Origin of the sequence: Microbulbifer agarilyticus (assembly GCF_020171345.1) — a bacterium.
Lineage (GTDB): Bacteria > Pseudomonadota > Gammaproteobacteria > Pseudomonadales > Cellvibrionaceae > Microbulbifer > Microbulbifer agarilyticus_D.
In genome coordinates, this window is record NZ_JAIUZM010000002.1 from 506,762 (window position 1) to 528,579 (window position 21,818).

The 21,818-nt window shown below is 55.0% G+C and carries 18 protein-coding genes; 7 read left to right on the forward strand and 11 right to left on the reverse strand.

Features of this window, described 5'->3' with window-relative positions; genetic code table 11:
* Positions 1–175: 175 nt before the first annotated feature.
* From metK to LCM31_RS09320, 3 genes are all read left to right on the forward strand, one after another.
* Positions 176–1,393 carry a methionine adenosyltransferase gene (metK, locus tag LCM31_RS09310; RefSeq protein ID WP_224869423.1) on the forward strand — a complete coding sequence of 406 codons (1,218 nt, stop codon included), beginning with the start codon at positions 176–178 and terminating at the stop codon, positions 1,391–1,393.
* 114 nt (positions 1,394–1,507) lie between these two features.
* Positions 1,508–2,890 carry an adenosylhomocysteinase gene (gene ahcY, locus LCM31_RS09315; protein ID WP_224869425.1) on the forward strand — a complete coding sequence of 461 codons (1,383 nt, stop codon included), beginning with the start codon at positions 1,508–1,510 and terminating at the stop codon, positions 2,888–2,890.
* 423 nt (positions 2,891–3,313) lie between these two features.
* Positions 3,314–5,893 (forward strand): TonB-dependent receptor, encoded by a 2,580-nt coding sequence (locus tag LCM31_RS09320; protein WP_224869427.1) that lies wholly within the window; start codon positions 3,314–3,316, stop codon positions 5,891–5,893.
* Positions 5,894–6,084: 191 nt separating this feature from the next.
* On the opposite strand, the gene LCM31_RS09325 is transcribed toward LCM31_RS09320, so the two are convergent.
* The 10 genes from LCM31_RS09325 to LCM31_RS09370 form a co-directional block, all read right to left on the reverse strand.
* A complete protein-coding gene (locus tag LCM31_RS09325) occupies positions 6,085–7,086 on the reverse strand; it encodes an adenosine kinase (protein ID WP_224869429.1) in 1,002 nt (333 codons plus the stop codon).
* Positions 7,083–7,727 carry a hypothetical protein gene (locus tag LCM31_RS09330; RefSeq protein ID WP_224869431.1) on the reverse strand — a complete coding sequence of 215 codons (645 nt, stop codon included), beginning with the start codon at positions 7,725–7,727 and terminating at the stop codon, positions 7,083–7,085. Before LCM31_RS09330 ends, LCM31_RS09325 begins: the two co-directional genes overlap by 4 nt.
* Positions 7,720–8,832: a cobalamin-independent methionine synthase II family protein gene (locus LCM31_RS09335; protein WP_224869433.1), complete on the reverse strand. Its 1,113-nt coding sequence runs from the start codon at positions 8,830–8,832 to the stop codon at positions 7,720–7,722. The genes LCM31_RS09330 and LCM31_RS09335 overlap by 8 nt, the downstream gene beginning before the upstream one ends.
* A 131-nt stretch (positions 8,833–8,963) precedes the next feature.
* Entirely contained in the window at positions 8,964–9,203 is a 240-nt protein-coding gene (locus LCM31_RS09340) for a Trm112 family protein (RefSeq protein WP_224869435.1), read from the reverse strand.
* Between the two features lie 37 nt (positions 9,204–9,240).
* Positions 9,241–10,665, reverse strand: a complete 1,425-nt coding sequence (locus LCM31_RS09345; RefSeq protein WP_224869437.1) for a BCD family MFS transporter — start codon at positions 10,663–10,665, stop codon at positions 9,241–9,243.
* A gap of 33 nt (positions 10,666–10,698) precedes the next feature.
* On the reverse strand, positions 10,699–12,072 hold the full coding sequence (locus tag LCM31_RS09350) for a BCD family MFS transporter (protein ID WP_224869439.1): 1,374 nt from the start codon (positions 12,070–12,072) through the stop codon (positions 10,699–10,701).
* Between the two features lie 83 nt (positions 12,073–12,155).
* Positions 12,156–12,956, reverse strand: a complete 801-nt coding sequence (locus LCM31_RS09355; RefSeq protein ID WP_224869441.1) for a class I SAM-dependent methyltransferase — start codon at positions 12,954–12,956, stop codon at positions 12,156–12,158.
* A 152-nt stretch (positions 12,957–13,108) separates the two neighbouring features.
* The gene (locus tag LCM31_RS09360) at positions 13,109–13,591 is read right to left on the reverse strand and encodes a GNAT family N-acetyltransferase (RefSeq protein ID WP_224869442.1); all 483 of its coding nucleotides are present in this window, start codon (positions 13,589–13,591) and stop codon (positions 13,109–13,111) included.
* A 44-nt stretch (positions 13,592–13,635) separates the two neighbouring features.
* Positions 13,636–14,115 (reverse strand): hotdog fold domain-containing protein, encoded by a 480-nt coding sequence (locus tag LCM31_RS09365; protein ID WP_224869444.1) that lies wholly within the window; start codon positions 14,113–14,115, stop codon positions 13,636–13,638.
* 137 nt (positions 14,116–14,252) lie between these two features.
* Positions 14,253–15,095 (reverse strand): LysR family transcriptional regulator, encoded by an 843-nt coding sequence (locus tag LCM31_RS09370; RefSeq protein ID WP_224869446.1) that lies wholly within the window; start codon positions 15,093–15,095, stop codon positions 14,253–14,255.
* 189 nt (positions 15,096–15,284) lie between these two features.
* Between LCM31_RS09370 and LCM31_RS09375 the strand changes: the two genes are divergently transcribed.
* The 4 genes from LCM31_RS09375 (at position 15,285) to gcvP (ending at position 21,203) form a co-directional block, all read left to right on the forward strand.
* Entirely contained in the window at positions 15,285–16,688 is a 1,404-nt protein-coding gene (locus tag LCM31_RS09375; RefSeq protein WP_224869448.1) for an L-serine ammonia-lyase, read from the forward strand.
* Between the two features lie 15 nt (positions 16,689–16,703).
* Entirely contained in the window at positions 16,704–17,831 is a 1,128-nt protein-coding gene (gcvT, locus tag LCM31_RS09380) for a glycine cleavage system aminomethyltransferase GcvT (protein WP_224869450.1), read from the forward strand.
* Positions 17,832–17,910: 79 nt separating this feature from the next.
* On the forward strand, positions 17,911–18,282 hold the full coding sequence (gene gcvH, locus LCM31_RS09385; protein ID WP_224869452.1) for a glycine cleavage system protein GcvH: 372 nt from the start codon (positions 17,911–17,913) through the stop codon (positions 18,280–18,282).
* 35 nt (positions 18,283–18,317) lie between these two features.
* Complete coding sequence (gcvP, locus tag LCM31_RS09390) at positions 18,318–21,203, forward strand: aminomethyl-transferring glycine dehydrogenase (protein WP_224869454.1); 2,886 nt, start codon at positions 18,318–18,320, stop codon at positions 21,201–21,203.
* Positions 21,204–21,322: 119 nt separating this feature from the next.
* On the opposite strand, the gene LCM31_RS09395 is transcribed toward gcvP, so the two are convergent.
* Positions 21,323–21,688 carry an SgcJ/EcaC family oxidoreductase gene (locus tag LCM31_RS09395; RefSeq protein WP_222228545.1) on the reverse strand — a complete coding sequence of 122 codons (366 nt, stop codon included), beginning with the start codon at positions 21,686–21,688 and terminating at the stop codon, positions 21,323–21,325.
* Between the last annotated feature and the right edge of the window lie 130 nt (positions 21,689–21,818).

Genomic DNA, 21,818 nt, shown 5'->3' on the forward strand with positions numbered 1-21,818 from the left:
TTTCCCGACGATTACATGCCCCCACGTGTGAGATGTGGAGGGAAATTGCGATTTATCAAAAACAACTATATCAAAATATTTTGATGTAGATCTGTCTAGGTAGACTGGGTGTATGGCGTCTTCACCGGTTGTTGTCGGCGTCCGTATTAAAGCAATTAATAAGGTAGATGCACCTATGTCTGAATATTCCGTTTTTACCTCGGAGTCTGTTTCCGAGGGTCACCCGGACAAAATGGCCGATCAAATTTCCGATGCCGTGCTGGATGCAATTATTGCGCGGGATCCGGACGCCCGTGTGGCAGTTGAATCCGTAGTGAAAACCGGACTTGCCATGTTGGTGGGTGAGGTGACAACCAGCTGCTATGTCGATCTGGAAGACGTGGTGCGGGATGTAATTACGGGCATCGGCTACAACAGCTCCGAGGTTGGCTATGACGGTTCAACCTGTGCAGTGATCAATGCCATTGGCAAACAGTCCGTCGATATCAACCAGGGCGTTGACCGTGCAAAACCTGAAGATCAGGGTGCTGGCGACCAGGGTTTGATGTTCGGTTATGCCACTAACGAAACCCCGACCCTGATGCCCGCACCAGTTTATTACTCACACCGCCTGGTGGAGCGTCAGGCTTACCTGAGAAAGAAAAATATCCTGCCGTGGTTGCGTCCTGACGCGAAAAGTCAGGTGACTTTCCACTATGGCGAAGATGGCAAACCGGAAGCGATTGATGCGGTAGTACTGTCTACTCAGCATTCGCCAGACATTTCTCAAGAAGAGCTTAAGGCTGCGGTGATGGAAAACATCATCCTCGAGGTGTTGCCGAGCGAACTTCTGCATGAAGGTACCCAGTACCACATTAACCCAACCGGTAATTTTGTAATTGGTGGGCCGGTAGGTGATGCCGGCGTTACTGGCCGTAAAATTATTGTAGACACCTACGGTGGTATGGCCCGTCACGGCGGTGGCGCCTTCTCCGGTAAAGACCCCTCAAAAGTAGACCGCTCCGCTGCGTATGCTGGCCGTTATGTTGCCAAGAACGTCGTTGCTGCCGGCCTCGCCGATCGCTGTGAAGTACAGGTTTCTTATGCGATTGGTGTTGCCGAGCCTACTTCAGTATCGGTTAACACATTTGGCACCGGCAAAGTTTCTGATGCGCAACTGATCCAGGCGATTCGCGAGGTATTCGACCTGCGACCATACGCGATTACCCGCGTGCTTGACCTGCAGCATCCGATGTATCAGCTGACGGCTTCTTACGGCCACTTCGGGCGCGAGCCGTTCGAGCACACCTACACCTGGAAAGAGGGTGGTGAGGAAAAATCAACGACCTTTACCGCTTTCAGCTGGGAAAAGACCGACAAGGTAGAAGCCCTGCAGCGTGCGGTTGCCGGTTAACTGAGTTCCCCCAGTGCGAGTCGTGCGGGGGTCTTATTCCCTCGAAATATTATTCAAGCCGGTTGGATGAGGTGTGCGATTTACCTCTACCGGCTAGCGAATCTGGAAATAGAAATGACAAATTTTACAGACTATAAAGTTGCCGATATCAACTTGGCGGAGTGGGGGCGCAAGGAAATTGCGATCGCAGAAGGGGAGATGCCCGCACTGATGGCGTTGCGCCGCAAGTACAAGCAGTCGCAGCCGCTGGCAGGCGCCAAGATCATGGGTTGTATTCACATGACCATCCAAACCGCGGTACTGATCGAAACCCTAGTAGAGCTCGGGGCAGAGGTGCGCTGGTCTTCCTGTAATATTTTCTCCACCCAGGATCATGCGGCTGCAGCGATCGCTGCCGCCGGTATTCCCGTATTTGCCTGGAAGGGTGAAACCGAAGACGAATTCTGGTGGTGTATCGAGCAAACTGTACTGGCCGAGAAAGATGGCAGTGATGTTTGGGACGCAAACATGATTCTGGATGATGGCGGCGACCTGACTCAGCTGTGCCATGAAAAGTACCCGGCGCTGCTCGATCGCATCCACGGTATCAGTGAAGAGACCACTACCGGGGTTCATCGCCTTATTGAGATGCTCGACAAAGGCGAGCTGAAGGTGCCGGCGATCAACGTAAACGACGCGGTAACCAAGTCCAAAAACGACAACAAGTATGGATGTCGTCACTCTCTGAACGATGCGATCAAGCGCGGTACTGACCACCTGCTGTCCGGCAAGAAAGCGCTGGTTATTGGGTATGGTGATGTCGGTAAAGGATCTGCCGCGTCACTGCGCCAAGAGGGCATGATTGTAAAGGTTACCGAGATTGACCCGATCTGCGCCATGCAGGCCTGCATGGATGGCTTTGAGGTGGTTTCCGCCTACAAAGGCGGTGTGAACACTGGCGAAATCGCGGATATTGATACCGCGGTACTCGGCACTACTGACCTGCTGGTAACCACCACCGGTAACGTCAACGTGTGTGACGCAGCCATGTTGCAAACTCTCAAAAATGGCGCAGTGGTTTGTAACATCGGTCACTTCGATAACGAAATTGATACTGCTTTCATGCGCGAGCACTACGAGTGGGAGGAAGTAAAACCGCAGGTGCACAAGATTTACCGCGATCGCGGTAAAAACGATCACTTGATCCTGTTGTCCGAAGGTCGCCTGGTAAATCTCGGCAACGCCACTGGTCATCCTTCACGCATTATGGATGGGTCCTTTGCTAACCAGGTTCTGGCCCAAATTTACCTGTGGGAGCGGAAGTTCGCCGACCTCCCAGAGCAGGAAAAGACAGCTCAGCTATACGTGAAGGTGCTGCCCAAGAAACTGGATGAAGAGGTAGCAAAAGATATGGTCGAAGGCTTTGGCGGCGTGATAACCCGCTTGACCAAGTCGCAGGCTGAGTACATCAACGTGGAAGTTGAGGGCCCTTACAAGCCTGACAGCTACAAATACTAAGGCGATATCTGCTCTCTAGTGTGAAAAGCCCCCGCTGCGAGCGTCGTAGCGGGGGTTTTGTTTTCTAGGTAGGTTTAATTTGGCGCCACATCCGGTGGTATTCGGAGACCTGTTTTGGTGCTAAGAGGCTGTTTGTTGGCCAGCTTGCGCCCGCTGCTTGGGCGGAAATCTTTTGGTTGGAAATACCTAATTTAGGACAGTTGCCAAAATTGACTTTTCTCAAATTAGGCGTGTGTTTGGGTTAAAAGTTATATTGATAGCACATTTGCTGCTTGGTACTGTGTTGGAGATGTAATTAAAAGCCAAATACGGGTTACGTCAGCAAAGGGACATTGGATCATTCCAGTTCATGCATTTACCCTTGTAGTTATTGCAGACCACTCAGGCGTTAATAAAAAATCTAACTGAGCCTCGGAGGGACCAATGTCCAAATTCAAGCAGCAGCCGCTCTACATTGCGGTAGTGGCCGGAAGCCTCACAACAACCGCTATGGCAGCTACTGATGAAGCGGTCAAACCAGACGCTGACATCAATCGAGGACAGCCAGTATTAGAAGAAGTCACGGTTACCGCCCGTAACCGGACGGAAAGCCTTCAGGAAATTCCTGTGGCCATCAATGCCTTCTCAGAGAAAGACATTGAGCGTTCCGCCATGCAGGACTTGCGCGATGTGGTGCGCAGTTCCCCGGGTCTTGTTTATGATTCCTCGGGCACCATGGCCACCGGCGCTATTACCATTCGCGGTATGAGCCAGCCCGGCCTGATCGGTGACGACACCAACGTGGCCATGTTCGTCGACGGTGTCTATGTCTCCGGCCGCGCTTCTACGTTCATGCCGATGATGGGCCTGGAACGCGTGGAAGTGGTACGCGGCCCCCAGTCTGCGATCTATGGTCGCAACGCCTTTTCCGGCGCCATGAATTACATCACCACCAAGCCTACTGACGAGTTCGAAGCCAAGATCGAAGCGACCACTGGTGCCGAAGGCCAGTCGGGCGTCGAGGCCCGTATCGCCAGCGCCATTGGCGACAAACTGGCGGTCAGCCTGGATTTGGTGGATTCCGAGTCCGGTTCTACCTTCAAGCAGGGGGATACCTATCTGGGTGGTATCGACAACGAAGCACAGCGCCTGCGCGTGGTGTTTACCCCGACTGACACCCTCGAACTTGACCTCTCCGTGGCGCACGTGGATGTGCACGAGCATCACAACGCGGGCTACGAAGTAACGCCCAACGCCGAGCACGCCGCTGAGATCAATACCATGGTTACCGGTGGTGCGCCTTTCCTGATTCCAAATGTGCACTATATCCCGGGTGCTAACACGCTGACCCCAGCCGGGATGGCGGCGGTGACTGGCGCACCGAGTGCTTATTATGGTGAAGCCAAGGCGGCCGACCCGGACGGTTTTGCCGGCAATGCGTTCGGTGTGACTAATGAGTCTGATTTGTACAGCCTGCGCGTGAATTGGGATATCGCCGACGTTACCCTGACGTCCATCACTGCGGCATCGGACACCGTGACCCGCTCCCTGCAGGGCTACGCCAACGCTTATATGGCGCCCACCATGGTATTTGCTCCGGTGATTCCGGTAGATACCGGTTTTGGCCCGGTGACGCCTACGGACATGATGCCTAACCATGTTGCGACTGTGAATCTGGGGGGCACCAACGCCTATCTGCTGAATGTCATGGCTTACAACTACGGTGGTCAGCCCAATGATGACCGCACCGCGTTCAGCCAAGAATTCCGCATTCAGTCCAACGATGCTGGCCCACTGCAGTGGAGCGCAGGCTTGCTGTATTCCGAAGTGGAGCTTGATCAGTGGCTGACCTCCAGCGCACTGCCGGCGAGCGGCAGCCCGTTCGGCGATGAGATTAACTCCGCGTCTATTGCATCTTCCATCCTGGCGGTGGATGAGAACGGTAATGCAACCAAGATTACCCAGACCAACCACAGCACCGAGATGACCTCCGCATTCGCGGCGCTCGCGTATGACGTGACCGACAAGCTGAACGTGGGTGTGGAAGCGCGCTATACCCGTGAAGACAAGGTTGCGGACAACGTCCTGCACTTCACCGGTGCCCAGGGTGAGGTTCAAGGTGACTGGGATTGGGTGTCACCGCGCCTGATCGCGACCTACACCTACGATGAATACACTAATTTCTACCTGAATATTGCCAGGGGCACCAAGTCCGGCGGCATCAATGGTGGTACACCGGTAGAGTCCGAGATGCTCTACGATCCGGAAACCAACCTTACCTTTGAGCTGGGCGCGAAGCGCACCGTTCTGGATGGTCGCGGTTACATGAATATCGCTGCCTACCGTATCGATTGGGATGACCAGCATATTCGCCAGTTCTCCCAGTTCAGTAACGGTGCCACCATTCCTGCGGCGATCACCACGAACCTGGGTGCGGTGGAAATTCGTGGTATCGAAATCGAGACTGCCTTCCAGATCAGTGATAACTGGGCCTTCCACTCAGCCTACACCTTCAACGATGCGGAGGTGGTTAAGGGTGTGCAAAGTGTGACCTTCGGTTACGTGGATTACGACGCGATGGGGCTCGATGCGACTGCTTACCCGTTCTGTTTGCCAGTCCTCGGTGGCGGCTGTGAAGTCATGAGTAACCTGATGGTTTCCGATGGTGATTTGTCCGGCAAGACGATGATCAACAACTACCGGAATACCTTCAATGCGGGCGTGCGCTACTCGCGCGACATGGCCAACGGCGCCGAGTTCTATATGGACCTGAGCTCTGTCTGGAAGGACAAGCGTTACATCAACACCGTAAACACCCTGTGGATCGACGATCACTGGGATACCAACCTGGTAACTGGTATCGAGGGTGACAGCTGGTATGGCCAGCTCAGCGTGAAAAATCTGATGGATGATGACACGCCCTCCAGTGCCTACCGTCCGTTTATCTGGACCCAGAATCAGGCCCCGTCCATCGTTAACCGTATGGGCCGTATGAGCAGCCTGACAGTAGGGTACCGCTTCTAATCATTCTTGCCTTATTGAGTGTGACTTTGCCCGCTTCGGCGGGCATTTTTATGCCCGTTTGTTTTTAGAGAGGGCCGCGGTGAGGTAGAAGAGCGATCAGCGGTGAGGATAGGAAAGAGCTGAGAGAGAATTGAGGACGAGATAAGACGGGTATCCTGATGGCTCGGGATACCCCTAGTACGAACTTGCCGTCAGACCGCAACCGGCTCCTGCAAAATTTCCTGATGCTGTCCAGCCTTCAGGCGTGGACCGAACTGCGATACCACAGTGCCCGCAGCGCGATTGGCCAGCGTTGCGGCATAGGTGAAGTCATGTCCATGCGTGATGGCGTAGAGAAACGCTCCCGCGAACATGTCTCCGGCGCCATTGGTATCGATCGCTTTCACCGGATTGGAGGCGACTTTTACCGCTTCGTTGCCATCAAACACCAGCGCGCCCTCGGGGCCCAGGGTAATGGCAAAGCAATTGGCGTATTGCTTGAGCTGTTTAGCCGCTGCGTCCAGGGAGTCCACTTTGGTAAAGGCGGTGGCTTCGTCTTGGTTGCAGAAGAGCAGGTCGACGCCCTCACCAATCATTTCAAGCAGTCCGTCATGGAAGTACTGCACGATACCCGGGTCGGACAGGCTGATGGCGACTTTCGTACCGTTGGCTTTCGCGATTCGGCTGGCCTCAATGGCCGCCGCGCGCCCGGTTGGGGAGGTTACCAGGTAACCCTCCAGGTAGAGGTAGTCCGCAGCGGCAATCGCCTCTGGGTGCAGCTCTACGGAAGAGAGCGTCTCACTGATACCCAGATAGGTCACCATGGTGCGTTCCGCATCCGGGGTAATCATTACCAGGCATTTCCCGGTGTCGCCGGACTCCCGCTGGAGGGTGCGGTGATAGTCGACACCGGCAGCATCCAGGTCGTTGAGATAGAAATCGCCATTGTCGTCGGCCGCAACTTTGCAGCTGTAAAAGGTGTTGCTGCCAAAGTAGCTGGCGGCAATCACGGTATTTGCTGCGGAGCCACCACTGGCGCGCTTCGCGGCGATCAGATGATCTTCCAGCTGGCCAAGTAGTTGCTGTTGCTGTTCGCGATCTGCCAGTGTCATCAGGCCTTTCTCAAGCTTGAGCGTCTGCAGATCTTGATCGGATACTTCAATTTCTGTATCGACCAGGGCTGCGCCCAGTCCATACACATGATACTTACTCATTTACTTGTCTCATCTAATACTGTGCGCAGTGTTCGCCCGGCAGGGTGGTTTTCGGTTACGAGTTTGATGTAGCAGTGCCCGGCGAAGCGCTCGGGCACATCCAGTGGTGTTTCGATGGCTGGTAACAACCAAGTGTCTTCGCCACACACCAATGTGCTGCACAGCCACTCGGGGCCGCTGGATTGAATGGCGGGCGTTACATTGGGTAATTCGACCGCCCCAAGCAGGGTAGTCTGCAGCTCTGCCAGCGGTAAGGCTGTCTTCTCCTGCGGAAGATCATGCGCGGCTGCCAGGGCCGCTGTAGACTTCAATTTTACCCAAAGCTCGCCATTTGGATGACCATCATCGCCAAGGCATTCCAACGCATGGATTTCAATCACGCTGTCGGTGAAAGACGGCTTAGATAGAATAAACGCGGTATAGCTTTCTGGGGTGTACTGAGGAATAGGGCGCTGCTGTTGAAAACAGTTGTTCAGGTTGTCTAATACAGCTGGGTCAGCCACATCCCTGTAGCAGTGAACCCGGATACTCTCCATAAACTCCGGGTCCACTGATACAGCAGGGTTCAGTTGCAGCTGCAGTTGCCGAACCAGTTCCTCAAGGGTTTTTCGGGTTCCCACAAATCCTCCAGCTTTAACCAAACTGGTTTCGGAGGGAGCTTGCAGCAAGACACATGGATTGGATTTTGCGGAATGCAAAGTCGCGCTCGAGGAACCACATGCCGCAATCCGGTGCCAGGCTGATGCGCTCTTTCGGGATCACTTCCATTGCATCAATAATCATCTTGCGAATGGATTCTACTTCCTCCACCTGGCCCTGTGGGTCCAGATTGAGAACACCGATGGCAACCAGCTTGTTGCCAACAGACTGCAGGAAGTCTGGTGTATGCCCGGGTTGTGCGTACTCAGTATGAATGGCATCAATGTCGGACTCGGCAACCAGCGATACCGCTTTCGGGTAGATAGGGCTTGGTTCTTTGAGTGCGATATTCTTTGAGTAGCCGTAGCAAACGTGCACAGAAGTCAGGCAGTCTACGCCGCGAACCATGCGGTTGATGGCTTCAACAGCAAAGTCCTGGCACTGGCTGTAGCGGAAGTGCACTTCTGGTTCGTCGATTTGGATCAGATCCACACCGGCCGCAGCCAGTGCCTTCAGCTCCTGATTCAGGGCATCGGCAATCGCAAAGCACAAAGCCGCCTGGTCTGGGTACACGCCTGCATCTACCAGTCGGTAGGAGAGGGTAACAGGACCAATCACGGTGATTTTGCTGCGGTTTGCGGCATAGCGCTTCAGGAATGGAATGTCGCTGACAACCATTGGCCCATGCCACTGGATTTTCTCCCGTACTGCGGGGAACAAAACCTTGTGGGTCTGCTTGGGTGCTTCTTCTTTTTTCAGATCGGCACCGACATTGGTGGCCTTCTGCTTCATTTTCAGATATTCGGTAATATCGTTGTGGAAGTTGGTGAATTCTTCCGGGTTTTCCTGATCGATACCTTTCAGGCTGTAGAAGTGGCCGCTGAAGGTTTGTCGGCGTACTTCACCGTCGGTGGCGAATGTCATGCCGGCCATATTCTGATCGTAGACTGCCAGGCGCACAGCATCATCGATGGCTTCAGGAAGTAGATCTTGTTCTACGTTCCACCAGGTGCCTTCTTTCTGGTAAACCTTGTTATGGTCTGCCAGCCAGCGGGGTTTTACATAGCTGCCCACGAGCTGCGTTGGAAACAGGTCTGTCTTCCACATATCTCAATACCTAAGCCGGACGCCACTGTTGTCAGTCGCGTTTGTGTTTATTCGTTGTTATTTCTTGCGCGGTCTTAAGGGTATATGGAGCGATCGTGGCAGATCTGCTCCATCACCTTGGTGCCAGAATTTCAGTCAGCGCTGTTAACGAAGCGGTCGTGCTCCGAGATGGTGGGGAGCTCGCTTGCCGCAACGCCTTGCCACTTGTCACCTTCTTCAGGAAGCATCACTGGGATACCCTCAACCATCGGATACTGACGGCCACAGTCGCTGCAGCCCAGCCAATCACTTTTCACTTCAGACAGGAGGCCCTTGTTTTCAGCGGTACAGTGCGGGCAGCGGAGAATGTCCAGGTAATCTTGAATGTTCATTATGTCTCTCCCGTTTTTGGGTATTACTTATTCGGTGTTATTTGGTCGTTGGTTGTAAGTCGGCCGTAATTGGAGCGTCAGGTTCTTTTTCTGCTGCGTCGTTGAGGCCTTCGATGGTGACATTGCGTACAACCAGGTAGCTGAAGACAACCATCAGTGCCTGCAAGACAAAGATGAGAGCGAAAGCAATATTGGCGGTAAGTACTTGGCTTTCTACCAGCAGGGAATACAGGCATCCGCTGACGGTAAAGGAAAGGAATAAGCCAATTACCTGTCCGAGGCTCCACAAACCGAGGTAGCGGCTTTCCTGGCCTTCGACGGTCATGTCTGCCATAAAGCTAATGGAGGGGAATACCAGAAGCCCGAGCGCAAAGGCGCTGTAGCAGTAAAACACGTTGAACAGGGTCAGGTTTTGTAGCCAGGCGGCCCAGGCCAGTAGACCGAATCCGACAATGGAAAGCGATGCACCAATCAGCATCAGTTTTTTGCCGAAATCTAGTGGCAGGGTTTTTTCATCTTCGACGGAAAGACCAGCCGCTTTCTTTGCCTGTAAGCGCTTTTTCGCCGTTACGCCGACAAAGATACCGCAAGCCGCCATACCGACAGTCTGAATACCGTTGTAAAAGCGCTGATAGATTGTGGATTCACCCGCAGCCAGGCCGAACAGGTCCGCCGCCCACAGTTCCTGCAACATGTCTTGCAGAAATACCGACAGCAGGGAAAAGATAATGAATACAAAAAACAGCAGCGCCTGATGGTTGTAGGCGAGTACCGCCATGGACTCCTTCATCGGCTCAAGTAGTTTTACCGGCTTGGGCGGGTTGGTCTTAATTTTCTGAAGCTGTTCCGGCGTCAGTCGGGTTTCCAGTTTGATCAGGCCAAGAATCGTAATGCTGATCATCACGATCGGGGTCAGGTTGTAGAGGTCCTGCATGGCCTCCAGGCTGTACACCGGCATCAGTGCACCAAACACCCACGCCCATCCCGCCATGGCCAGGGCCTGTACCGTCCAGGTGAGGGTGACCACGCGTGAGCGACTTTCCTTGGTGGTGACGTCGTTGAGCAGGTCGAGGAACACATTTGCCTGCATGGCAATACAGATACCAAAAGCACAGAACAGCAGCAGGCAGTAGAAATACGCCAGGGTGCTGCCCGCCTGCATATCGACAAGTACGCCGGGCATCAGCGGGAATGCAAAGCTGCCGAGCAGGGTGCCCAGTAGCATGTATGGAGTACGGCGATAGCCGAAGATCGGCCAGCGCTCGCACATGCGGCCGATGATTGGCTGGATAGGGCCGAACAAGGTGTAGACCCCGATCAGTAGAGAGATGATTGCAGCCGGCAACCCCATTTCAATAATGGCGATGCGGTTGAAGCTCGTCACCACCATGCAAAAGCTCCAGGCGATGGCGATCTTTTGCAGGGTAAACTGCAATTTTGCCTGACCCTCACTTACTTTCATTTCGATGCACCTTTATTTGAATTATTTGCAGGGTTAACCAAGGTCAGACGCCATGGCATTACTGAGACCATCTTTGCTGATGCGCTTGTGGAAGCTCTCAACATTCACTCGCCACAGGAAGTACAGGCTGTACAGGCTGATAAGTCCTTCAACGAAGAAGATGATGGCGAAGCCGTCTGAGGCACTGAACATGCCGCTTTCGATCAACGAGGTCACCAGCTGGCCGCCAGCCATGGAGGCGAGGCCGTTGGCAAATGCGATGGCCAGTCCCCAAAGGCCGATATAAGCACCGCGCTCTTTGTCTGTCGTGAACTCCATCATGCTGGTGAGCGTGCCTACCAGAGCAAATCCATTGAAGAATCCCATACTGACAAGCGAATAGTTAACGAGGGTTTCTGAAGGGAGGTAGGCGCCTACGGTCAGAGCGAACATCGAGAAGCCAATGCCGGTGATACCAAAGGTGATAGCGTTGATCTTGGATATACCACCGCGAAACACCAGAGATCCCATCAAGAACATGCCGATGATTGCACCGGTGCCCCAAATTTGCTGGAAGCGGCCAGTTTCGCCGACCGTCATCTGTAGTACTTCAGCACCAAAGACTTCCAGAATGTTGTCTTGCAGGCTGTAGCCAAACATAAACAGAAAGATGAAGGCGAAGAAGTTTCTAACCGTCGAGTTACTGGCGACATCCACTGCGAAGTCTTTCAGGCTAGCGTGTTCTTCCGCGTCCAGTTTGTTATCCGATGCGGCAGCAGATTCCGCTGTGCGTGGTTTGTCGACACCGATCAAACCGAGCAGCGTGGTGATTGCCACTACCGGAATAGAAAGCAGGTACAGATCACGCATAGTCTGCTCATCGTAGACGGGCATATAGTGGCGAATGAACTGCAGCGACACGATCATGCCGACGATGAGCATGGTCCAGATCAGCGCGGTCACGAGTCCGCGGCTGCGCTCGGGAATCACTTCGGCAACCAGTGCCAGGTGGTTGGCGCCGGCTCCGGCAAAACCAATACCGAAGATAACCAGAACGATAAATGCGGCGATATACGTGATGTATGGAAAAGTCACCCCGAGAAATTCGTTGGGTGTTTGCGACATGGGAACCACAATGTAGGGTAGTGTGGCGACCGCGATCGCGGAGACCGTCATGCCAATCAATACATAGGGGGTTCGATGGAGCCCAAAGATTGGAATCCTATCTGCGATACGACCGTAAATAACCTGGAATGGGGAGAGGAAATGATAGAGCCCCAGCAGGCTGGTAATTACCACGGCGGTGATGCCGAGGTCGTAAATGGCAATACGATTGAAATTACTTGTGAGCAGCGCGAATAGCCAGCCCGCAGCGGCGCGCGGCAGGGTAAGCTGAAATGCTTTTAATATCAGAAGGCGCTTGTCCATACGGTACTCTTGCAGTCGTTATCATTATTCGTGTTCGGAGAGCGCGGGGGATCAGTCTCCCCCGGTTGTCTTCCCCAAATACCTTACTTGCCAATACCGTGGATTGGGTAGAGGTGGAACTCCCACTGAACATCTTCGACCGCGTGAATATCCTCGAAGTGCGACTCTGCCCACGGGCGTACCTTGGCCATGAGTGCATCAATTTGCTCGCGGTTCAGGCTCCAGGTTTCGTTGTGCACGCCGTTTTCCATGCGATCGAGGATCTCTGCAATGGAAACCTTTTCGATCCACTTACATCCAACCACCGGGCGTGTCATCTGACCGCCGAGTTTTTGAATCTCCTGGAACAGGGTTGGGCCGGCGGCATCGGTCGGGCGCATTTCCGGTGCGATATCCACCGTGAACATGCGGGACTGGCTGCGCAGGGCGCTCGCATTGGATTCTTCGTCCAGCACATCGCGACCAATAATGAAAACACCTTCGGGCTTCAGTACGCGGGCGGCTTCTTTTAGCGCGTCGCGCCAAAATTCAACCTGGTGCAGTACGTTGGTGGTAATGACCGCGTCGAAGGTGTTGGTTGCGAAGGGAGTTTGCAGAACGGTGCCAACAGACTGGCGCGCGCGAATATTGCGATCTTCGGCTAGTTTTTTGGATGCCTTGAGCATGTGGTGCTCAATATCCATGGCGATCATGTCCGTGTGGGATGCGATAGGGACGGAGATACGTCCAGCACCACCGCCGAAGTCCATGATCTTGGCGCCTTCACCTACAAGGTCTGCGGCTGCTTTACCGAGGTCGGCGGCCGCATCGAGCGGGATATTGTTGATGTCGTTGTAAATCGCAGCAACTTCAACATAAGACATCTCGTTATAGGCTTTGCTCATGAGGGCTCTCGCTTTATTGTTACTCTGTTTTGAGAAACCTTAACGCAGAAAGCGCGCGTTTTATATCAAAAAGTTTTGATATAGATTGCGTTTTTTGACTTTAGTCAAGCTTGTGGGGTGAGTGTTTTTGGGGCGGGTTTTGAGGCTGTTTTTCAGTGTTCTGGCTGACGCAACATCTCAATATGTGGAATCCCATCTTCGTCGTAGACGTCGGAGACTTGGGCAAAACCCAACTCTTCATAGAAGCGCTTCAAGTACAGTTGCGCTGAAATACGAATGTTCGCCTGTGGGTGTTCCCTCAGTGTGTGCTCGACGCCTAGACGCATTAATTCTTTACCAATTCCTGTACCCCGTGCGCTTTCGCGAGTGAGCACACGGCCGATAGAAGGCTCGGCATATTTCTTTCCCGGTGCAACAACACGCAGATAAGCAAGTAGGGTGGGAGTGGTGGATTCAGTCTTCCAGCACACTAGGTGCTTTGCGTGCTGGTCTTTGCCATCGGCGTCCTGATAAATACTTTCCTGTTCTACGGCAAAGACTTCCTGGCGTGCCCGCAGTATCTCGTAGAGTTCATCAGGGCTTAGCTGATCGAATGAAAGCCAGCGGAAATGGTGTGAGGGAATCGGTTTAGTCATGACGCCAGTATAACGGTTAGAAAGCTATCATTAGTTAGGGCAGCTTATTTTTTCTTCGGGGAAATCCGCATCGTAATGTCTGCGTGGAAGACTTCCTCGCCATTGGTATCAAACACGCTGACGGGCATCACCACGTCCTGCGCAGAATCCCAGTGAAAATCATCGACTCTGCACACGGCGCGCAAATCGGTTTTGGCCATTTTCCGGTATTGCACGGTCATACCCACGGGAATCCAGCGGAAATTGCCGTTAAGCGATACGTCGAGGCAAACACCGCCGGCGAGTTCCGCCGCGTTACACATGGCAATGGCGTGCACGGTTTTAATGTGGTTTTGCACCGCGCGACGTTTTTTTAGCTTTACCTCGACCAGACCCGGCTTTATCTCCGTGAAGCGCGGTTTGATAGAGCTGAAGTAGGGCGCATTAAAGCAGACAATTTTGCTCACGAGCCAGCGGCCAAAGCCATTGCCGCCGAAGCTTTGCCAAAGTTTCAGGATCGGGCTTTTGGAGGGTACGTAGGTCATTGGTTATCTCGCGCTTGGCCACATTATAGAAGTCGTCATTTTTGCACCTTTGTCGCCGGCATATTAAGTATCAAACTACCCGATAGGGTTGTCCATATCGTTTATTTACTTGTGCCGGCTTATAGCCAGGGAAGTGGTTAGTTTGCGAGCAAGCCGCTCTGTAGATGTTCTGCCAGACGCATGGCAGCCGGGCTTGGCCGATTGCTCTTGAAGTGCAGCCCAATGCCGATTTCGCCTAGCTTGGGGAGGCTTCCGGACGGCCTGAGGATACGCAGGGATTCGGGCACCGTGCTGCGGGTGAGGGCGGTAATGCCGAGGCCCGCCTCCAGGGCGGACTGGATCCCATTGAGATCCGGAATGGTAAACACATTGCGCCACGGGATATCTGCCGATTGCAGCATCGCCTCCGCCCGCTTGCGGTACATGCAGCCTTCGGGTGCGAGCACTAGGGGCAGGGGTTTCAGCAGATGTGCCGAGAACTTGGGGCTCGCCACCCACACTAGGTCGTCTTTCAGGACGATATTTTCATCGGAGGTTTGCGAGTCTTCCTGCAGAGCCAAAATCAGGTCGAACTGATCCCGTTTGCCCTTGGCCAGCAGGTTGCGGCTCAGGTCGCTGGTGACCTCCAGTGACACGTCCGGGTAATTCTGCGAGAAGCTGCCAATGATGCGCGGCAGCAGTACCGATGCGAACTCGCTGGGAATACCCAGGTGCAGCTTGCCGGTAACCGAGCTGCCGGAGAACTCCAAAAGCAGCTCGTCGTTCAGGGCGAGAATTTTCTTGGCCTGGTCATAGACCCGCAAACCGCTCTCGGTGACATTGAGCGTGCGCCCGGAACGCAGCAGCAGCTGTCTTCCCAGGCGCTCTTCTAGCTCCTTGATCTGCCGGCTGATGGCTGGCTGTGTCCGGGAGAGCAGTTCGCCAGCCTGACTGAACCCCCCGCTATCGATCACCGTGACCAGGGTTCTCAGCCACTCCATAGGGATATTCTTGTGGGGTAGTTGCATAAGAAAATCTTATAGAAGAATCAGAACTATAAATTTTTAAAAGTCTATCAGGCGGGCTAGCATCGCTCAATAAATGCTAATTCGGGGCCCCTATGACCGTTCGGACATACCCCGGGGATCTCGTTCACTCTCACCACCTTTGGACTAGCAGGTTAAACCGCCATGTCACTGAGTGTTTTTGATCTGTTCAAGATTGGTATCGGCCCGTCCAGTTCCCACACCGTAGGCCCAATGAAGGCCGCGGGGCAGTTCCTGCAATTGCTCAAAGCCCAGGGGCTGCTCGCCAAGACTGGCCGGGTGCAATCCCTGTTGTTTGGGTCTCTGGGGGCAACTGGCGTTGGCCACGGTACGACTAAGGCCGTGCTGCTGGGGCTGGAAGGTGCACAGCCAGAAACCATCGATACCACGCAAGTAGATACGCGGGTTGCGGAAATCGAAGCCCGGGGCCAGCTGATACTCGCCGGTGAGCGGACCATTCCGTTCGACCGCGATGCGGATATGCAGCTGCACGGGGAAGAGGAATTGGCGCATCACGCCAACGGCATGCGCTTTGCCGCATTTGCAGATGGCGGGCAGTTGCTGCTGGAAGAAACCTATTACTCGGTGGGAGGCGGCTTTGTTGTTACCGAAGCTGAGGCGGCTGCAGACCAGTCCCTAGAGCAGAGTAAGGTGGACGTACCGTTTGATTTCTCTAGCGGGGAGGAGCTGTTGGCGCTTTGCAAGCGTGAAGGGTTGTCCATCAGCGAAATCATGCGCGCGAACGAGTCTGCCTGGCGCAATGATGCGGAAACCACCGCTGGCTTGCAGCAGATCTGGTCCGTTATGCAGGAATGTGTAACCAACGGTATTCGCAATGAAGGTGTGCTGCCGGGCGGGCTCGATGTGAAGCGCCGTGCAGCGGCGCTCAACCAACAGCTGCTGAGTCGACCGGAGGCGTGTCTTTCTGATCCCTTATCTGCGCTCGATTGGGTAACCCTGTATGCCCTTGCGGTGAACGAAGAAAACGCAGCGGGAGGCCGCATCGTTACCGCACCGACCAATGGTGCCGCGGGTATCGTGCCGGCAGTGCTGCACTATTACATGCGCTTCTCCAAGCAGCCCAGTGCCGGCGATGTCGAACGCTTCCTGCTCACCGCAGCGGCGGTGGGCATTCTGTTTAAGAAAAACGCCTCGATCAGTGGTGCCGAAGTCGGCTGCCAGGGCGAGGTGGGCTCTGCCTGCTCCATGGCGGCTGCGGGCCTGGCGGAAGTGCTGGGGGGGATCCCGGAGCAAGTGGAGAACGCGGCGGAAATCGCCATGGAGCACAACCTTGGGCTTACCTGCGACCCGGTAGGTGGCTTGGTACAGGTGCCGTGTATTGAGCGCAACGCCATGGCCTCCATCAAGGCAATCAGCGCGGCGCGGATGGCGTTGCGTGGCGACGGCCAGCACCTGGTTTCCCTCGACAAGGTGATTCGCACCATGCGTGATACCGGGCGCGATATGCAGGACAAATACAAAGAAACCGCACGTGGCGGGCTGGCGGTCAATGTGATCGATGTGCCTGTCAGTGTGATCGAATGTTAACGACGGAAGACGACCATGGCCCAGAACGCTCTCAAGGATTCACTGAAAACCCCACTTTACGATCTGCACGTTGAACTCGGCGGAAAAATGGTGCCGTTTGCGGGTTATGCCATGCCGGTGCAGTACGCCGCCGGTATTGTCCGCGAACATCAACACACTCGCGATGCCATCGGTATTTTCGACGTCTCCCATATGGGGCAGATGCTGGTCAGTGGCGAAGGTGTTGCGGAGGCCTTGGAAGCATTGCTTCCTATTGATGTAGAGGGTCTGGGAATTAACCAGCAGTGCTATAGCGTGTTGACCACGGAAAGTGGCGGCATTCTGGATGATTTGATTGTTACCCGCTGGGCCGAGAACGCGTTTTTCCTGGTAGTGAACGCGGCAACATCCGCAGGGGACCTGGCGCATCTGCAAAACCACCTGCGCGGTTGCGATATCCGTGTATTGGGCCAGCGTGCGCTGCTGGCAGTGCAGGGTCCCAAGGCTGGCGAGTTGATTGGCGAATTGGCCCCGGATACACGCGCGTTAACGTTTATGCACGGCGTGCACACCAAGCTATTTGATTACGATTGCTACATCACCCGTTCCGGTTACACCGGCGAAGATGGATTCGAAATTTCTGTCGCCGACACGGCCGTGGAGGCGGTCACCCGTGAACTGCTGAAAGACCCTCGCACCGCCATGATTGGTCTCGGTGCGCGCGACACTTTGCGCCTGGAAGCCGGCCTGTGCCTGTATGGCAATGATATGGATCGCACTACCTCACCGATCGAAGCCGGGCTGCAGTGGAGTATCGCCCGCTCTCGCCGTGCCGGTGGCGACAAGGCCGGTGGCTTCCTGGGGGCCGAAACGATTTTTGCCCAGATGGAAGAGGGTGTTTCTCGCAAGCGGGTTGGCTTTACCGTTGTCGGCAAAGTGCCGGTACGTGCGGGCGCAGATGTCATCGACGAGGCCGGCAACATTGTCGGCAAGGTAACCAGCGGCGGTTTCGGCCCGACTCTGGGTGCGTCCATCGGCATGGCCTATCTCGACCGCGGTTACGAAAAAGTGGGTACGGATTTGTATGCACTGGTCCGCGGCAAGCAGGTTGCCATTACCGTGGCGAAAACGCCGTTTGTGCGCCAGCGCTATTACCGCGGCTGATTGGCCATATCACACAAGATTTCAAATAAAGCGATTGGTTCGCCAGCGGACGACGCTGTGTCATAGAAGGAAAAGCAACATGAGCAATGTGAAGTACACAAAATCCCACGAGTGGTTTCGCGCAGAGGGAGACCTGGTCACCGTCGGCATTACCGATTTTGCGCAGTCGCAGTTGGGGGATGTGGTGTTCGTGGAACTGCCCGAGGCAGAGCGTGCGCTGGAAGCTGATGAAGAGGCGGCGGTGATTGAGTCGGTGAAAGCCGCTGGCGATATTTCACTGCCATTCGCCGCGACGGTGGTTGAGGTCAACAGTGCAGTAGAAGAAACCCCTGAGTTGGTTAACGAAGACCCGGAAGGGGAAGGTTGGTTTTTCCGTGTTCGCCTCGAAGAGGCCAGTGCGCTCGATACTCTGATGAGCGCTGAAGAATATGCCGAGCAGGCTGAAGGCTGAGCGCAGCAAGAAAAGAACAGGAGCAAGAAACGCACATGCTTAAGGCAAAAAATACTCTGGCCGCGTTGGAAGACCACGCGGAGTTCTCCCGCCGACATATCGGTCCCGCTGCACCGGAAACCAATGCCATGCTCGCCGCGCTTGGCCACTCGGGCCTGGACGCCTTTATCAGTGAGGTAGTACCCGCGCATATCCGTGAAGCGGAGCCACTCTCCATTGCAGATGGGATTCGTGAGCACGAAGCACTGGCAGAAATCCGTGCGCTGGCGGAGCAGAATAAACCCCTGAAGTCTTTTATTGGCCAGGGCTATTTCGGTACCCGCACGCCGAATGTGATTCTGCGCAATATTCTGGAAAACCCCGCCTGGTATACCGCTTATACCCCTTATCAGCCGGAGATTTCCCAAGGCCGTCTCGAAGCGCTGTTTAATTTCCAGACCATGGTCAGTGAGCTGACCGGGATGGACCTGGCCAACGCTTCGATGCTGGATGAAGCCACAGCTGCTGCAGAGGCCATGACGCTGTGTCAGCGCATGAGTAAGTCCAAGTCGAACGTATTTTTTGTCGATACCGATTGTTTGCCGCAGACCATCGAAGTGCTGCGCACCCGCGCCGAACCGCTGGGTATCGAGCTGGTAATGGGCGATGCGGACGAAGGTTTAGGGGAGCTAGAGGTATTTGGCGCGCTGCTGCAATACCCGGGTACCAGTGGTGCCGTGCAGGATCATCGCGCGTTAATCGATGCGGTGCATGCCCAGCGCGGCCTGGTGGTAATGGCTGCAGACATCCTGAGCCTGCTAATGCTGACCGCGCCCGGTACACTGGGCGCGGATGTAGCCGTAGGCTCTACCCAGCGCTTCGGTGTCCCCATGGGTTTTGGTGGCCCGCACGCCGCATATATGGCAACCCGCCAGGCTTACAAGCGCTCGCTGCCCGGTCGCCTTGTGGGCCAATCCATCGACAGCAACGGTAATCCCGCATTCCGCCTTGCCCTGCAAACCCGTGAGCAGCATATCCGCCGTGAGAAAGCCACCTCTAACATCTGTACCGCGCAGGTACTGCTGGCGGTCATGGCATCCATGTATGCGGTGTACCACGGTCCGACGGGGCTAAAAAATATCGCCAATCGGGTACACCACCTGACCAGTGTCGCCGCGCTGGGTCTGGGCAAGCTAGGTGTTTCCATCGCAAACCCAACTTGGTTCGATACCTTGACGCTTGCGGTCGACGGGAAAGCGCAGATGCTGCATCAAAAGGCCCGCGAGGGTGGGTTTAACTTGCGTGTGGTCGATGACAATCATGTCGGCGTGACGCTGGATGAAACCTCTACCCGCGAAGACGTAGAAGCAATCTGGTCACTATTTGCGGGCGAAGAAGCTCTGGATTTCGACGCGCTGGAATCCGATGTCGCGCCAGTGTTGCCGGGCCAGCTGTTACGCGGTGACAAGCCGTTGACCCAGGAAGTGTTCAACCGCTATCACTCTGAGACCGAAATGCTGCGCTACCTGCGCAAGCTTGCTGACAAGGACATTGCGCTGGACCGCTCCATGATCCCGCTGGGTTCCTGCACCATGAAGTTGAATGCCACCGCAGAGATGATCCCGGTGACCTGGCCCGAATTTGCCAACGTGCATCCGTTGGTGCCGGCAGAGCAGGTAACTGGTTATTTGCAGTTGGTGGAATCCCTCGAAGCCATGTTGTGTGAGATCACGGGTTACGATGCTATCTCCCTGCAGCCCAATGCCGGCTCTCAGGGGGAATATGCGGGCCTGTTGGCCATTCGCGCCTACCATGCCAGCCGTGGCGAAGAGGAGCGGAATATCTGTTTGATCCCAAGCTCCGCCCACGGCACCAACCCGGCTTCCGCCCAGATGTGTGGCATGCGCGTGGTCGTGGTGAAGTGCGATGATAACGGCAACGTTTGCCTGGAAGACCTGCGTGCACGCGCCGAAGAGCACAGCGAACGCCTCGCGGCAATCATGGTGACTTACCCTTCGACCCACGGCGTGTTTGAAGAGGGCATCAATGACATTGCGGAAATTGTGCATACCCACGGCGGCCAGGTGTATATCGACGGTGCCAACCTTAATGCCATGGTGGGCTTATGCAAGCCCGGAAAATTTGGTGGCGACGTATCGCACCTGAACTTGCATAAAACCTTCTGCATTCCCCACGGTGGGGGTGGCCCTGGCGTAGGCCCGGTAGCGGTGCGCGAACATCTGGCAGAATTCCTGCCCGGTTCAATTGCCGGAGGCAGTGGTGCGGCTGGCCGGGCCGGGGTGCCCGTATCGGCAGCGAGCGTGGGCTCGGCGAGCATCCTGCCCATCACCTGGATGTACATCCGCATGATGGGACGGGAAGGGCTGCGTTCCGCAACCGAGCTGGCAATTCTCAACGCCAACTACATCGCCCATCGTCTGGAAGACAGTTATCCGATTCTGTATCGCGGCACTAATGGTCGTGTGGCCCACGAATGTATTGTGGACCTGCGCCCGCTGAAGGAGTCCAGTGGTATTTCTGGAGAGGACGTGGCCAAACGCCTGGTGGACTACGGTTTCCACGCGCCCACCATGTCGTTCCCGGTTGCCGGCACGCTGATGATCGAGCCTACGGAAAGTGAGTCTCTGCAGGAGCTGGATCGCTTCTGTGACGCAATGATTCAGATCCGTGCGGAAATTGCCAAGGTGGAGGCCGGCGAGTGGCCGTTGGAAAGCAACCCCCTGGTCAATGCACCGCATACCGCGGAAGTATTGGTTGAGGAAAGCTGGAGCCATGCCTACAGTCGAGCCGAAGCGGTGTACCCGCTGGAGTGTTTGCGCCGGGAAAAATACTGGCCGCCGGTTGGGCGGGTCGATAACGTCTACGGGGACAAGAATCTGATTTGTTCCTGCCCGTCGATTGAAGACTACATGGAAAGCTAAGCAGGTTCCCTGTATAGCAATGAGCCCGCACTTTGTCGTACAACATTCATTGTTGGCAAAGTGCGGGCGCATTTTTTTCCGGGAGGCGGGTGATAAAGAGCACTCCGCAAATTCGGAATTTACTCAGGCATTGCGGAGGAGTGGTGCTCCACGATCAGCCAGCGCTGACCATTCCAGCGGTACACAAAGGTGTACCGGGCCTGCACAACCGCGCCGTCTGCGAAGGTGAAGGTGTACACGCCGGAATTGATGGCGAGCTCACCAAAGGTGCGGATATTCGCTTCGTCGATTTTTCCCTGAGGGCCTTTGGCCAGGAAATGCACGAAGTAATCTTCAATCTCTGCGTGGTTGTGACGAACCTTGTTCGACACAGTCGGCAGCAGGATGCCGTTGCTCTCGTACAGCGCAGCGACATTTTTTGGGTTGCCAGTCTGCAGCGCGTTGTTCCATTCATCAAACAGCGCCAGGATTTCGTTATCGTTCATTCTGTAACCTGTATCTCGGGGGCGATCTGGGGCCATTTGGCGGCCAAAAAGTGTCCAGATTTTTCGGGGCTTTCGAACCGCGGCTGATCGGTCACGGAATCGAAGGGGGGCGATGATACAGAATAAAGCG

Coding starts and splice junctions, on each gene's coding strand:
- metK (WP_224869423.1), top strand. CDS start 176: ATGTCTGAATATTCCGTTTTTACCTCGGAGTCTGTTTCCGAGGGTCAC.
- ahcY (WP_224869425.1), top strand. CDS start 1,508: ATGACAAATTTTACAGACTATAAAGTTGCCGATATCAACTTGGCGGAG.
- LCM31_RS09320 (WP_224869427.1), top strand. CDS start 3,314: ATGTCCAAATTCAAGCAGCAGCCGCTCTACATTGCGGTAGTGGCCGGA.
- LCM31_RS09325 (WP_224869429.1), bottom strand. CDS start 7,086: ATGAGTAAGTATCATGTGTATGGACTGGGCGCAGCCCTGGTCGATACA.
- LCM31_RS09335 (WP_224869433.1), bottom strand. CDS start 8,832: ATGTGGAAGACAGACCTGTTTCCAACGCAGCTCGTGGGCAGCTATGTA.
- LCM31_RS09340 (WP_224869435.1), bottom strand. CDS start 9,203: ATGAACATTCAAGATTACCTGGACATTCTCCGCTGCCCGCACTGTACC.
- LCM31_RS09345 (WP_224869437.1), bottom strand. CDS start 10,665: ATGAAAGTAAGTGAGGGTCAGGCAAAATTGCAGTTTACCCTGCAAAAG.
- LCM31_RS09350 (WP_224869439.1), bottom strand. CDS start 12,072: ATGGACAAGCGCCTTCTGATATTAAAAGCATTTCAGCTTACCCTGCCG.
- LCM31_RS09355 (WP_224869441.1), bottom strand. CDS start 12,956: ATGAGCAAAGCCTATAACGAGATGTCTTATGTTGAAGTTGCTGCGATT.
- LCM31_RS09360 (WP_224869442.1), bottom strand. CDS start 13,591: ATGACTAAACCGATTCCCTCACACCATTTCCGCTGGCTTTCATTCGAT.
- LCM31_RS09365 (WP_224869444.1), bottom strand. CDS start 14,115: ATGACCTACGTACCCTCCAAAAGCCCGATCCTGAAACTTTGGCAAAGC.
- LCM31_RS09370 (WP_224869446.1), bottom strand. CDS start 15,095: ATGGAGTGGCTGAGAACCCTGGTCACGGTGATCGATAGCGGGGGGTTC.
- LCM31_RS09375 (WP_224869448.1), top strand. CDS start 15,285: ATGTCACTGAGTGTTTTTGATCTGTTCAAGATTGGTATCGGCCCGTCC.
- gcvT (WP_224869450.1), top strand. CDS start 16,704: ATGGCCCAGAACGCTCTCAAGGATTCACTGAAAACCCCACTTTACGAT.
- gcvH (WP_224869452.1), top strand. CDS start 17,911: ATGAGCAATGTGAAGTACACAAAATCCCACGAGTGGTTTCGCGCAGAG.
- gcvP (WP_224869454.1), top strand. CDS start 18,318: ATGCTTAAGGCAAAAAATACTCTGGCCGCGTTGGAAGACCACGCGGAG.
- LCM31_RS09395 (WP_222228545.1), bottom strand. CDS start 21,688: ATGAACGATAACGAAATCCTGGCGCTGTTTGATGAATGGAACAACGCG.